Consider the following 14,696-nt stretch of genomic DNA (forward strand, 5'->3'; position numbering starts at 1 on the left):
AACCTCATAGGTTTTGATTCCTATGAGGTTCTCATTAAAATTTCTATTACTTAATCTAAAACTAAATCTCCAGAATAAAATTGTAAAACTTTTGTTTTAAAAACATAATCGTACTTAGAACGAATCATAGCTGCTTGTGCATTTACTAAACGGGTTCTTACTTGTTCAAAATCGAATAATGTCATGTCTCCATAGTTATATCTTTCTTGTGCATTTTTAAAAGCTTCTTTTTGAGCATCTAAAGAAATTTTAGCAGCTTCAAATGTTTTTAAAGCAGTTTTTACATCTAAAAAAGCTTGTTCTATAGTTTGTTTTAAAGCTAATTTTTCACTCTCTAACCTTGTTTCGAAAATTTCTTTATTGATAACTGATTGAGCAACTCTATTTTTGGTCTGATAACGATTAAATATTGGTATACTAACATTAAAACCTGCTCCATAACCAAAATTATCATTTAATTGATCAAAAAACTGAGGATTTGAAGCACCTGTTGGGAGGTTTAAATTAAAACCGTAATTAGTAGATAAACCCGCAGATGCAGTTACCGATGGTAAAAAGAAACTTTTTGAAATATCGATATTTAAATCAGCGTTTTCTATCGCTAATTTTGCTCTTTCAATTTCTGGCATTCTCTCTAGAGATTTATTGTAAACCGTAGTAGAATTTTTGTAAAATAAATTTGCCGAAGGATTTCCAACATCTATGGGAGCAACATCAAAGGTTTCTAAAGGAACTTGAATTAACTGAGCTAAATTTAATAGCGCTAAATCTAAAGCATTTTCTTGTGTAATTACATTTTGTTGATTTGAAGCTGCAGTAGATTCTGTATTTAACAACTCTCCCTTAGCAATAACACCTGCCTTAAATCTACTTCTTGCTGCTTCGATTTGTTTTTTACTAATTTCATACTGAACCTTAGCTGCATTAAGGTTTTCTTTAGCAAATAATACATTTAAAAAACCATTAACTACAAATAGAGAGATATCATTTTCTATTTTCTTTAAATCTAACATACTAGATTCAACTCCTAATTGAGCTTGCTTGTATGTATTAGTATTTCTGTATCCATTAAATACCGTAATACCAGAGCTAACTCCCATAGAACCTCCAAAAAAACTTGTATTTACTCTATCTTGAGAAACTGGATCAAATCCAGTACCAAAATTTAAGTTCCCGCCAGTGTTAGCGTTTAAATTTGGTAAAAAATTACCTTTAGCAATGGCTACATCTTTTTTAGCCAATTCTAAATTTAGTTTATTTTGTTGAATAGTAATATTTTTTTCTAAAGCTTGGTCTACACACTCTCTTAATGTCCATTTTTTTTGTGAAAAAGTAGCTAAGGACATTAAAAAAGCTACAAAAAGTATAAGTTTAGTTTTCAAAACGTATTGTTTTTGGTTGGTATAATTATCTTACAAATTATCGGCAAAGAAAAATATTTCTTTTTGATAGTGTTTATAAGACGATTAAAAGTAAAATATGTTACAATATTTTACTCTTATAGTAATGTTAATTTTTGGCTTTCCTTTTATACTTATATATTATGTAAAACAAAGCAGCAATTAAAAGGTAGGGAAACACCATTAAATAGGTGATTCCATTATTAACACCTTCAGCCATAGAAACATCTCCATTTTCTACAACAGCTTTACACATTGCACATTGTGAGAATAAGGTTTTCGATGAAAAAAACATCAATAAAATAATTAAAAAAAAATGTTTTTTAAACATAATATGGAGAGATCATTAGATACACTATAACACCAGTAACAGCAACATATAACCATAAAGGAAAAGTGATTTTTGCTATTTTTTTATGCTCTGGAAACTTACCCAATTTAGCTCTCATAAAAGTAGTTAAAACAAATGGAATGACCACAATTGAGAGTACAATATGGGTAATTAATATAAAGTAGTAAACGTATTTGATTGCTCCCTCTCCACCAAATTCGGTAGAATCTGAAGTCATATGATAAGCCACATACATTAACAAAAATAATAAGGAACAACCAATTGCTAGTGTGTTTAATTGTTCATGTAATTTTCTATTTTCTTTTTTAATTGCAACTACAGCTACTACCAAAAGAACTGCAGTTAAACCATTTATAGATGCATAAATTGGTGGTAAAAAAGTAAGTGGTTTTACATCAAAACCTAGTTTTTTTAAATTTACACCAAATAGAGCGGCAACCGCTAATGGAATTAAAATTGATAACACTTTAATTATATTCTTATATTTTTTTTCTTGTAGTGATAAATTACTCATTTAACAACAGTTTTATATCTTCTTTTAATTCTTTAATTTGATCTGGAAAACCTTGTTCTTCTATAGCCCTGTAATACATCATAGGGTTTCCAAATTCATCTTTTCTTGAACGAATGAAGCCGTTCTTGTCAACCAAAGCAAACAATCCTGAGTGTTCGAAACCACCGTGATCTTCATTTCCTTTCCCAGCATATAATTTAAAACCTTTGTTGGATAATTCATAAATTACCTCTTCTGATTTACCTGTTAGTAAATGCCAATTTTTATGAGTTATTCCTTGGTTTTTGGCATATTCTTTAAGTATTTTAGGGGTATCTATTTCTGGTGTAATAGAAATTGATGCTATTCCAAACTCAGGATTTCCAAAAAAAGCATCTTGAATAGTAACCATTTTTTGGTTCATAATTGGACAGATAGTGGGACAAGTAGAAAAGAAAAATTCTACAACATATACTTTACCTTCATAACTTTTATTGGTTATGGTTTTACCTTCTTGATTTGTAAAAGAAAACTCTGGAACTTTATTAAACTTATGTAATCCTGATTCTTTAAAATGATTTACAACTTTTGGTACTGTGTAAATTCCAAACAGTAAAATAATAAATGAAATACCTATGTACGAATACTTTTTATTCATAACCCTACTTCTTTTCTATTTGCTTTGTTTTTATTTTTTTCTTTAAATGCTGCGTAATACTCATAATACAATACCTTAACATCGTCTTTAAGTTTTCCGTTTAACTCAGCAACTGAATTTAAATTGTATCCATAAAGTTTTCCTCCTTTACCATCATCATTTAACCTACCCCTTAAATTTACATTTTTATCAATTAAAAACGCTTTTGATGATGAAAGATTAACCAAAGGTTCATCAAATGAAAAGCTTGAGTAAAACACTTCTATTTCTTCTTTAGATGCTGCAATAAATTTCCACTTTTGCATATCAGTAAAAGCTCCTATTTCTTTTTTTAATTTTTGAACTTCTTGTTCATTCCTTTTAGAATAAAAAGCTAAAATTTGAAACTTTTTATAATCTAAAAATTTCTTGTACACTTTTTCATTTAAATTTAAAAGTCCTGACTTGTTGATATTTACATTATCTCCTAGAAAACAAACTATAGAGATATGCTCTTTTAACTGAAATTTTTTGGAGTTATTTGCTTGAGAAATATCAATAATATTCTCTGATACTACAGGAAGTTTTGTGAAATTATTTTCTCCTGTAGATAATATCAAAAAACATATTAAAGGAAATATAAAAAGCAGAAAAAGAACTATTCTTTTTTTGTTTCTGTTGGTCATTTTGTTTAAATAAATCTAATTACAAAGATACTATGAGAGCTAAAAAAAGGTGGTTAAAACCACCTTAATATTTTCTTAAATTACCATCTTACTAATGGTGCTAAAGTACTATACAAATAATCACCTTCTATTAAAAGTAAAGTTACTAAGTAACAGATTAGAAAAACTGCCGTCCAAACTACAGAGCGTCTAAACCATTTTTTTTCACCTTCCATGTGCATGAAAGTCCAGGTAATATAGTATGCTTTTACTAAAGTTAATATAATAAATATCCAGTTTAAAGGACTTGTTCCTAAAAAACTTGTAAGGTGTAAAGCCTCAGGTTTAACGATACCTAAACCAACTTCTATTATAGTTACTACAGATAGTAAACCAAATACTATCCATATTCTTTTTACATTAGATTCGTGTGCGTGTGCCATCTTTTGTTATTGTTTTTAATTATACCAAGTAGAAGAATGTAAATACAAATACCCAAACTAAATCTACAAAGTGCCAATATAATCCTACTTTTTCTACCATTTCATAATGTCCTCTTTTTTCGTAAGTACCTAAGATTACATTAAAGAAAATAATAATGTTAATTACGATTCCTGAAAAAACGTGGAATCCGTGAAAACCAGTAATGAAGAAAAAGAAATCTGCAAAAATGGTATTTCCGTACTCATTTACCTTTAAGTTTGCTCCCTCTACAACCAATTTTGTTTTTGCTAATTGAGCAGATCCTTCTTCTCTAGAAAGAATTACTTTGCTTTTTTCATCAGCATTAATTAATTCTGATTTTATTTGTATTGATGGATCTGCGTTATATCCTTTTATAACTTGATCTATAGAATAAGAAGATATTGTAGCTTCTTTTTCAAACCATAATCCATTTGTTCTTTCGTGTTGAACTCTACCGTCGGTTCTTTCACCAACAACAAAATCAGACAATGCAATTTGATGACCGTCTTTTACAAACTGTAAAATTTTACCATCTGTTGTTTTAACAGCACCATAAGATCCTTTTATAAAAGTATTCCATTCCCATGCTTGAGAACCAACAAATATTAAACCACCTATAATAGTTGCAAACATATACCAAGCAACTTTACTTTTTTGCATTTTATGTCCTGCATCTACTGCTAGTACCATAGTAACTGAGGAGAAAATAAGTATAAACGTCATAAAAGCAACGTAATACATTGGGTAATCTCCATGTATAAAAGGGATGTGTGTAAAGACTTCATCTGCAATTGGCCAAGAGTCTATAAATTTAAAACGAGTTAGACCATAAGCGGCTAAAAACCCTGAAAATGTTAATGCATCAGATACGATAAAAAACCACATCATCATTTTACCATAACTTGCTCCGAAGGGTTTAGCACTTCCTCCACTCCAAGTATCTTTACTTTCTGTAGGTATAGCAATGTTTGCTTCCATATAATTTTTCTATTAGTTTAGTCTTAAAAATAGTTTGCCAAAATTAATCATTTTCTATCACTTGATAAAATAGAAAAAGAAAAATAGATAAATCCATAGTATATCTACAAAATGCCAGAAGATTGCACCTAGTTCAAACCCAAGCATATTGTCTGATTTGTACTTGTATTTAAAATGATTATAAATAACAACTAAAAGCACGATAACCCCTGCTATAAGGTGTAAAACGTGCATAAATGTAATGCCAATGATGAAAGAAGTTGATACTGTACTTTCTGGACCAGTAAAAAATAGTCCTACACTTCTAAGTTGATTAAAGCCTACATATTGCTGCCAAATAAATCCGACCCCAAGCAATAAAGTTGCCACTACAAATATTAAAGAGAGTTGTCTTTTATCTTCTTTTAAGGATTTTTGTGATAAAAACAATGTAATACTACTCCCCACAATTAAAAAAGTACTCACAAAAAAAGCTTGAGGTAAATCGAAAGAAACCCAATCATCTCTCTTCATACTAATCACATAAGCACTTGTTAATCCTGCAAAAAACATTACCATGCTAATCATAGAAACCCACAACATAGGTTTTGCTGATTTTTTATTTGCTACAATTAATTCTTGGTTTACAATTTGATCCTGCATCATTTTTTTAATGTAAAAATTTATCTACTACATAAATAATAGGTACTAAAGTAATGTATAATATACTTGATAACATTAACTTTCTAGCATCTTTATTTTCTTCACTTCTATGCAATTTAACTCCAAAATACAGCATATATATTCCTAAAAGCGCAACAATAATTGCTGTTATTGGATGTATATAAAAAGCTCCTGATAGTTTTAAAACCGGAACTATAGATACCAAAATCATAATTACTGTATAAAAAATAATTTGTTTTACAGCACCTTTGTCTTTAGTGTTCATTGGTAACATATTAAAACCTGCTTTTTTATACTCTTCATACTGCAACCAGCCAATTGCCCAAAAATGAGGAAATTGCCAAAAAAATTGAATCATAAATAAAAAACCGGCTTCTATACCAAATTGATTTGTTGCAGCTACCCAACCTAACATAAAAGGAATTGCACCTGGAATTGCACCAACGAAAACCGCTAAGGGTGTCACCGATTTTAAAGGTGTATATACGCTTGTATATAAAAAAATAGAAATTGCACCAAATAAAGCAGTCTTTGGGTTTATACTATACAATATAGCAATTCCAGAAACTGTAAATAAAATCGCAATAGTAAGTGCAATCTTAACAGACATTCTACTAGTAGGTAAAGGCCTGTTTTGAGTACGTTTCATAATAGCATCTGTATCTTTTTCTATAATTTGATTAAACGCATTTGATGCACCCACCATAAAAAAACCACCTAAAGCCAATAAAAAAAGTGTAAAATAATTGATTACATCTATTGCTAAAAGATAACCAGCAACAGAAGAGAAAACTACGCTTAGAGATAAACCAACTTTGGTAAGTTGTTTAAAGTCCGAAAAAATAGCTTTCATAGAAGTTTTAGTATCTGTAATTACAGCTGAATCCATTTTGCAACTATTAGTTTGCAAAGATATTTGATAAATATGACTTTACCATAAAATTTAAGAAGCTTTTAATATAAAATAAAAACCCACTCAAAAAATGAGTGGGAAAATTGCTATGAAAAAGAAAAAGTGTGATTTACTTAAAAATCACATTACAAATATATATAAAATTACTTATTCTTTATAAATTATATGATAAATTTTTAAAAATCGAAATACCAATTGAATAAATCTGCTTTAATTCCTACTGAAAACCAAACGTTAGTTCCTTTAGGATAACCAATTAAAGAAGTATTAGGAGTAAAGTTTCTGTAAGATAAACTAGCAAATAAATTGGTATTGTTGGATGGATTTACCAAATAATTCGCGTTTACATCAGCAATAAAGATATTTGCAGTATTTCCTTGCGCTAAAACATTATCGGTATCACTAAAGCGAATATTATACGATTGGTAAATATCGCCACCATAACTTACTACTTGATCTTGAAGATCAAACCCTTTTTTTCCAATAATAATTTTAGCAGCACCACTCCATCTATCTTTTTTATATCTAGCTATAGCTACTGCTTCCCAAAAGTTAGCACCCCAAAGATGCCCCATTGGTTGGCTGTAATTACCATAATTTAAAATTGGTGATTTATGTGCAAATGTATACGGTCTTGCATAATTATATTCTAATTGTAAAAACAAATTTTTCACTTTAAACGCATCAAAATATTTTGTACCTAATTGGATTGCAAACTTGTTTTCCCATCTTCCTAAAGAATTTAGTTTGTTAAAAGAAAACTCATCTACCATTAATTGAGAATACAGAGAAATATTGTCATTTAGTTTATATTTCCCTGTTAATCCTAAAATTGCATTACCTGCATCTTCACCTCTGTTAAACTCTAAAGATCTATAAAAAATTAATGGATTTAAAAAACCTGCATCAAAGCCACTTTCTCCTGCTGAAATAGCTGTCTCAAAAAAACCTAAATTTAGTCTTTTTGATATATTAATACTTAAATAATGAGTAGCAATGTATTTTCTGGCGTGTTCATTTGGATCTGATATAGATGTTATCGAAGGTTCTGTATTCCACATCCAAATGTTTGTATACTGAAATTTCCAAATATTTGCTTTTAATTTTAAATAAGTTGTTGGAGATGAAACATCAGACAAAACAAAAGAACGATAGCCATCACCAATAAAGTTTTTACCATTACCAAATTGAAATTGTAAATATTTATTAGGTGTATAAGCTAAATACCCTTCAGCTACAGGATAATCATGAGAGTCTGTTCTATGTCTTTTAGATTTCCCTCTACCTGGAACTAAACCTTCAGAATTTTTTGGCCTAACATTTAAAGCTGGATTTTCTATAAAACTATTAATATAACTCGCAAACCTTCCTTGACTCTCATAATAAGTTGTAGAAAAGGAGAAATTTTTGCCGATAGCTCCATTAACATTCAAAGCTCTGGTGTTATTAAACGTATAGGCTAAATTTGAATTATCTTTTCCTAATTGAGTGTCTAATAGGAAATCTATCGTAAGCCAGTAATCTTTCTTTTTAACTTGCACCAAATGTTCATTCCATATTTTGTTACCAACCCAAGTTCTTTTGTTAGGTTTTAAGAACTTCTTTTTTTCTTTTGTAATATTATAATACTCTTTAACTTCATTATAAGTATAAGGTTTAGAAGCAGTATGTGTACCACTAACTTTATGCATTGCGAATTCATAATCTACATATCGTTGGTGCGTAAAAGGAATATTCAAATGACTATTATGTTCTAAAAAGGTTGAGTCTGCTATTCTACTTTTTTCGACAACATCCAATAAGTTTTCTTTCTTGTCTATGGCTTTATCTTCTCTTGTGATATTTAATTTTGATGCGTTAGTTGTTATTGGAAATCGAACGGGTAATACGAACTTCATTTCTGTAGCGTGGTTATTGTACCAACCTGGTGTAATTCTTGGAAAATTTTTAAAAACTCTTTTTGCTTCATTCTTTATTTCATTGTAGGGCGTATTCACAAAAATTACCTCAAAATCACCTTTGGCTGTAACTACAAAAACAACTTTTATTGTGCCAACAAAATTTTCATTTTCTACAATTGGAGGAACCTTAAAATCAGCAAAAAAATGTTTTTTTGTTGTTGATAAAAAACAATTTTCTAAAGATTCTATTTCAGATCCTTTGCAGACATCAAAAACTGGGAACCTTTCTATTTGAGAAAACAGAATTGAAGGAAATAATAAAACTAGGAGTAAATATCTTTTTATCATTCTATAATTTTATAACTATTTATTTTAATTTAATACTTTTGGTAACATTCTTAAAAATATCAAATTTTTTATCATCAAAGCTAATAATCTGATTTTGGAGCTTGTGCTTTGTGTACAATTTCTTTAGACGAAGAAGTACCTATTCTATCCACTCCTAAAGAAATCATTTTTAGCGCTGTTTGATAATCTCTTACTCCACCTGCAGCTTTTATCTTTAAAGGTTTTGCATGTTGGGCAATAAGCTTCATTGTTTTAAATGTAGCTCCATTTGGTAAATTGTTTTTTGTTTTATAAAACCCCGTTGAAGATTTTACAAAAACATTTTTAGCATTTTTTTGTTCAAATTTACTCAAAACAATCTCTTTAATTAGTTGCGAAACTACAACTATTTCTTGTTCTGATAAGGCTGCTACTTCTATAATCCATTTTACTACCTTTTTATTGTTTACACATAATTCTATGCCTTTAGTCACTTCTTCTTTTACCAATTCTAAATTTCCTGCTTTAAGTGCCTTGTAATTTATGACAAAATCCAATTCATCTGCTCCTAGATAAATTGCTTCTTTAGCCTCTTCTATTTTTTCTTTGATAGTAGCAGTCCCTTCGTGAAAACCAATTACTGTTCCTATTAAAATTCTTTTTTTTGAATTCTTTAGCATTTCTTTGGCTAAGGGAATATGTTTAGCACGAATCATTACTAATTTATAATCATAAAGTATTGCTTCATTAACCAAATTAACCACTTTATGTCGATTCTCTTCTTCCGTAAGGTTGGCTTGGTTTGCTGTTTTTAAATAAGTAGCATCTAAAAATTGATTGATTCTCATACTCACAAAAGTAACAAAATATAAAAAGATTCCACAAAAAACCCAACCAAAGGTTGGGTAAACTATTTTTATTGAATATTGAATAAAATTGGCAAAGTATATTTGACCCTTACTGGTTTTTCTCTTTGTTTACCAGGAGTAAATTTTGGTATTTTAAGTATAATTCTATTGGCTTCTCTTTCTAATTGTTTATGAGTAGCTTTAACTTTTAAATCAACTATTTTACCTTTTTTATCAATAACAAATTGGGTATAAATTTTATGATTCCCCGATTTTAAACCCAAATCACTAGCTAAATCTATATCAAAATTACGTTGAACAAACTGTTTCATTTTCCTTTCAAAGCAAATTTTATTTTTCTCTTCAGTTAAACTTTCACATCCTTTAAAAATAGGTGCATTTTGTATGTTTATAAAATCTACATCTTCAATTATAGGGTTCTCAATTTTTACCACTTGCACATTCTCTATATCTATTAATTGTGGATCTTCTTCTGAGGTGTTAAATATTTTAATTTCTGGTAAATCATTATCACCTTTCTTAATTTCATCCGGAAAAAATTTTTGAACTTTCTTAGGAGTCTGTTTCTTAGGTTTCGATTTTACTTCTTTTACAAACTTTACTACTCTATCAGGTTCTATATAAACCGTTTCGGGTTCATAAACATCTGAAATGGGTATTGTTTTCTGAACGGTTTGGTGCTCTAAAGTGATGTAAACGATAAAGAGCACTAATACAAGCCCTAACTGTGTAAAAATGTTAGAGAACTTTTCTAATTGTTTGGTTGGTAGTTTTTTTAGGTTTTTCATAATTAGAAAGTTTTAAATGTTAAAGACTTGTTAAAATCAAATAACGTGCCATAAAAAAACAGCATCAAACTTCTTTGATGCTGTTTGCACAATTATACATATTAACCCAATATTATATGAATTGTGTTTTTAACTTTCTCTTTTTATAATGTAATCCTAATTTATTATTAATTTTTTTGATATTATTTTATTATTCACTTTTGCTTTTAAAATATAAATTCCTTTAGATAATTTTGACGTGTTTAATAACGTCTTATCAGTATTAACATTTATTTTTAAAACTCTTTTACCTACAACAGAAAAGATTTGAACTTCATCTATTTTTTGTGAATTTTTCATTTCTATCTGTAAATTATCTTTTGCAGGATTTGGATATATACTTAATAGATTTTCTAAAGATAGTTCTAGGCTTGTTGAAAGAGTGTTAGCGTCTTTAACCTCTAACGAAAAGCTATTAAACTCTTTTCCTACCTCTGGGAATACCATAATATAATATTGTTTTCCTGGAGTTAAACCTGTAATTTGAGTTCCTGTTTGCGAAGTTTTAAAAGATAAGTTTCCATCTCCACAAACACCTAAACTGGTTAACACATTATTTACTATTTCATAAATATCAATTTTTGCAGTTTTTAGTGTGTTTGTAATTACATTTATTGAAATTTTACCACTTTCTGGCGCAATTATCGAGATCCAATAATCTAAGATAGGTGTTCCACAACTTGTATTTATCCCGGAATAAGTTGCATCTGCTAAACTATATTCTGTTGCTGGGTTATCTATTGGTAATAAAACTGCTTCTGTTTGAGTGTCTGCTGGTAACGTATGTATTTCTAATCCAAAAGAACCATCTGTAGAACCACCAACTTGAACATAGTAGCGTTCACCTGGTGTTAATCCAGATTTAATTATTGTTGAATTATTTCCATCACCAACAGTTCCTCCATCTTGATTGCAAGCTAACGCTGCTCCTAAAGTAGAGGCATCTGAACAATTTGTCGGTTTTTTATAGAGAGCTATCTCTGTATTATCGTTTGTTCCTTGAGGGTTTAAATCTGTAGTAATTTTAACCTTACCACTTGTAGGTGCAATAAACTGAAACCAAACTGTTTGTTCTGCATTACTGTTAAAACAACTTCCCGTGGGTTCATTTATTTCTGTAGTAGCATTTAAATTAACAAAAGCATTTGAAACAGATGGCTTATCTAACTCAATTTCTATAGCATCACAAATAGTATCATTTTCTGGCATAGTATCTGAAAAAGTGTTAAAAAGTTCATTGTCATAAACCCCAAAACCACTTTGAAATTCTGAATTGCTACAAGGTGCAGAAATATATATTTTATAATATTTATTCTTTTTTAACCCTGAAATAATTGCTGGAGATGCTCCAACAACTTTTTTGGTATCTCCTAATAGTGGATATTCACCTTCTTCGACTAGATAAATTTGATAATTACCATTATTACCATTTTCTGTAAAGGTAATCGTTGCTTTTCCGTTTTCCCTATCTACCTGAATGTCATTTATAGTAGCCGGTTCACAGGCTTCTGGGCCATTATATTCCCATTCCCAAAAGAAAGGGTCTGCAGCTGCATCTATTTGACTTCCTTGTGGATCACTATTCCACTCAATGGTATATGTAGTATTGTCATTAGCTGCACCATTGTAATATGTTACACCTCCTCCACTACAACTTTTGGCAAATTTTGCATCTTGATTTAAATTATCACAATCTCCTTTAGCTACATATAAAGTTCCTTTAGAACTATCAAACTTACAAGAACTTACATTTAGTGTTCTTAAACCTCCATTGCTGTTTTGTGGTATTTGTATTCTGTAAAACATCGATTGAAGGCCATTACCCATTTTTTGACCTCCAGTTTTCATCCATTCTGTGGTTTGATAAAATCCTTTAAAATATTTTATAACTGGTGGATCAAAACATGTTGAACTTCCATTTGGATTATTCGTAGTTGGAATTCCACAATTAGAGTCAAAATTAGAAGTTATATCTTTTTGAAAATTTGCAGTTGGTGTAAAATTTGCATCTATTTGAATACAAGATAAATTTTGATTTTCTTTGGCATTCATTAGCTGAATACTTGAATTATTTGAGTTTGCAATATTTAAAGCACCTAGTTGATTGTTACTGCAGTTTAGTTTTGTTAAAACTGTATTTTTTGAAATGTTTAAGTGTACAATTTTATTAGATTGGCAGTATAAAGATTTTAGCTCTGGGTTTTTTGTAACATTTAAGTAAACAATCTCATTGTCATTGCAATAAAACTCTCTTAAAAGCACGTTATTACTTACATCGATTGTTTTTAATTTATTTTTAGATACGTATAAGGTGTTTAATTTTATATTAGATAAGAAATTTATACTTGTAAGTTCATTTTCATCAGCATAAAATTTTTCTAAATCCGTGTTATTAACTATTGTAATATTAGTTATCTTGTTATTTGTAATATTAACTTCTCTTAATTTTTTATTATTGCTTAAGTTGATGTTTTTAATATAATTATCTCTACAGATTAAATTTGTTAGCTTTACATTTTTTGATAAATCTAAATCTGTAATAAAATTATCATCGCATCTTAGAGTTGTAATATTTATAAATTCTTCTATTCCTTTTAAATTTGTAATTCCTTTATTTTTTACACTAATTGTTCCAGAATAATTATTAGCTTCACTTATACTAATCTTACTATCCTTATTTAAATTAATAGAATTATTAGCTAAAAGATAGGCTTTAAAATTTGCATCAGGAATAAAAACTTCTTGAGCCTTTAAATTGAAAGCTGAAAAGAAAATTGCTAAATATAAAATTGTTTTCATAGTTCTAATTTTTTAAAATCCCATTGATTTATATTCATTAGTGTTAATCTTTACACTTTTATTTTTATTAAACTTTATCGCTTTCATATTACCAGATTCATTCTTAGATTTCATATCTATTTCTAAAACAAAACCTTCTATTATTCCACCTTCTCGCATTCCTAACATGGTAATATTTGTGTTTTTCATAGGGAAGTTTTTCGTTGCCCAAACACTTACATAACCTCCTTCGTTAATGTATTTATATTCATAACAAGTATATCCTAATATCGTTTTTGTTTTTCCTGTTTTTTTCAATTCATCGGGATTTGCAGGTACTTTATTTCCAAAATTTGTTTGAGATAATTGTTGTTGAGGTACTGTTTTTTTCATCTTCATCCCACCAACATCCATAAACATTGTAATGCTATTTGGTGTAACTACATTATAGACCTTTCCGCCATTCCCCATTTCTCCAGCTGCTACAGACATGGCATAAATGTTAGAGTAATTCCCTAAAAGAAACTCTAAATCAGCACTTCCCCCATTACTTGAAGTCATTTTTACTTCTAAACTAGAGGTAAAAGAAAAACTACTTGGTATAGCAACATTTGAATTGTTTCTATTATTCTTATAAAAATTATTATTTGAATTTTCGTTTTCTATATTCTTATTTGTTTCATTTTTAATCTTGGTGTTATTTGAGTTGTTGTTAATTCTTTTATCAACAATCTCAGAAACATTTAAGCTCACAAAAGAACCTGCAACAGGTTTATTACCCTCTATGGTATTCCAAGTTCCTTTTACAGAGAAAACTACTTTAGTGCTATCTGCATGATGAATCGTAATTTGACCTCCTTTTGGATTTAAAAAACCACTACCATTAAAAGCAAGTGCATATCCCTCTGGATAAGCATCAACAGGTTTTATAACTCTATTTTCGTTGTATGTTTTTACAGATGATGATAAATTACTCTTTGAAAAATTACCATATACAGAAACAGCAACATCTTTACTTATATATTCGTATCCGTGGCTGTATAATTTTAAAACCCCAGAACCTCCTGTAAATTTTGGTAATTCATTAGATTGAATGATCTTTTTTTCTTTCTTCTTTTTACCATCTATGGTTTCGTCTATTTTTTTGTCAGTTTTTTTATCAAGTTTATCAATGAGTTTATCTTCTGTCTTTGAAAGTTTTTCTTGTGCTTTTTTCTTAAGTTTTTTCCAAATTTGTGCATTCGTAGGGTTGCTAATTCCTAAAAGGAAAAAACACAACAAAATTGTTTTAATCAGTTTCATAATAATTGTATTTGGGTTAATATTTTATTATACACAAATGTTTCATTATTATTAATAAAGACAAAGAGGTTTTGTATAAGTTGTTCTATATTTTGTATAAATGGTAATTCGTTTTTCTTATAAGAG

The 14,696-nt window shown here is 29.0% G+C and carries 14 protein-coding genes; all 14 read right to left on the bottom strand.

Going from position 1 to position 14,696, the window contains the following annotated elements; all coding sequences use genetic code 11:
• Window positions 1-50: 50 nt before the first annotated feature.
• Window positions 51-1,382, bottom strand: a complete 1,332-nt coding sequence (locus DIS07_RS04805; RefSeq protein WP_109404101.1) for a TolC family protein — start codon at window positions 1,380-1,382, stop codon at window positions 51-53.
• Between the two features lie 127 nt (window positions 1,383-1,509).
• Window positions 1,510-1,695, bottom strand: coding sequence for a hypothetical protein (locus tag DIS07_RS04810; protein ID WP_235869094.1), 186 nt, complete (start codon window positions 1,693-1,695; stop codon window positions 1,510-1,512).
• Between the two features lie 28 nt (window positions 1,696-1,723).
• A complete protein-coding gene (locus tag DIS07_RS04815) occupies window positions 1,724-2,266 on the bottom strand; it encodes a DUF420 domain-containing protein (protein WP_109404103.1) in 543 nt (180 codons plus the stop codon).
• A complete protein-coding gene (locus tag DIS07_RS04820) occupies window positions 2,259-2,903 on the bottom strand; it encodes an SCO family protein (protein ID WP_109404104.1) in 645 nt (214 codons plus the stop codon). The genes DIS07_RS04815 and DIS07_RS04820 overlap by 8 nt, the downstream gene beginning before the upstream one ends.
• Window positions 2,900-3,502 carry a hypothetical protein gene (locus tag DIS07_RS04825; protein ID WP_235869095.1) on the bottom strand — a complete coding sequence of 201 codons (603 nt, stop codon included), beginning with the start codon at window positions 3,500-3,502 and terminating at the stop codon, window positions 2,900-2,902. Before DIS07_RS04825 ends, DIS07_RS04820 begins: the two co-directional genes overlap by 4 nt.
• A 146-nt stretch (window positions 3,503-3,648) precedes the next feature.
• Window positions 3,649-3,990 carry a cytochrome C oxidase subunit IV family protein gene (locus DIS07_RS04830; protein WP_109404106.1) on the bottom strand — a complete coding sequence of 114 codons (342 nt, stop codon included), beginning with the start codon at window positions 3,988-3,990 and terminating at the stop codon, window positions 3,649-3,651.
• 19 nt (window positions 3,991-4,009) lie between these two features.
• On the bottom strand, window positions 4,010-4,990 hold the full coding sequence (locus DIS07_RS04835; RefSeq protein WP_109404107.1) for a cytochrome c oxidase subunit 3: 981 nt from the start codon (window positions 4,988-4,990) through the stop codon (window positions 4,010-4,012).
• Window positions 4,991-5,047: 57 nt separating this feature from the next.
• Entirely contained in the window at window positions 5,048-5,635 is a 588-nt protein-coding gene (locus tag DIS07_RS04840) for a cytochrome c oxidase subunit 3 (RefSeq protein ID WP_181374535.1), read from the bottom strand.
• Window positions 5,636-5,639: 4 nt separating this feature from the next.
• Window positions 5,640-6,542: a heme o synthase gene (gene cyoE, locus DIS07_RS04845; RefSeq protein ID WP_109404108.1), complete on the bottom strand. Its 903-nt coding sequence runs from the start codon at window positions 6,540-6,542 to the stop codon at window positions 5,640-5,642.
• Between the two features lie 200 nt (window positions 6,543-6,742).
• Window positions 6,743-8,815, bottom strand: a complete 2,073-nt coding sequence (locus DIS07_RS04850; RefSeq protein ID WP_109404109.1) for a gliding motility protein RemB — start codon at window positions 8,813-8,815, stop codon at window positions 6,743-6,745.
• Between the two features lie 80 nt (window positions 8,816-8,895).
• Window positions 8,896-9,642, bottom strand: a complete 747-nt coding sequence (gene deoC / locus DIS07_RS04855; RefSeq protein WP_109404110.1) for a deoxyribose-phosphate aldolase — start codon at window positions 9,640-9,642, stop codon at window positions 8,896-8,898.
• A 68-nt stretch (window positions 9,643-9,710) separates the two neighbouring features.
• Complete coding sequence (locus tag DIS07_RS04860; RefSeq protein WP_109404111.1) at window positions 9,711-10,451, bottom strand: energy transducer TonB; 741 nt, start codon at window positions 10,449-10,451, stop codon at window positions 9,711-9,713.
• A gap of 156 nt (window positions 10,452-10,607) precedes the next feature.
• Window positions 10,608-13,289, bottom strand: coding sequence for a T9SS type A sorting domain-containing protein (locus DIS07_RS04865; protein WP_109404112.1), 2,682 nt, complete (start codon window positions 13,287-13,289; stop codon window positions 10,608-10,610).
• A 12-nt stretch (window positions 13,290-13,301) separates the two neighbouring features.
• Window positions 13,302-14,570 carry a DUF4412 domain-containing protein gene (locus DIS07_RS04870; RefSeq protein WP_109404113.1) on the bottom strand — a complete coding sequence of 423 codons (1,269 nt, stop codon included), beginning with the start codon at window positions 14,568-14,570 and terminating at the stop codon, window positions 13,302-13,304.
• Between the last annotated feature and the right edge of the window lie 126 nt (window positions 14,571-14,696).

Origin of the sequence: Polaribacter aquimarinus, from assembly GCF_003129485.1 — a bacterium.
GTDB lineage: Bacteria > Bacteroidota > Bacteroidia > Flavobacteriales > Flavobacteriaceae > Polaribacter > Polaribacter aquimarinus.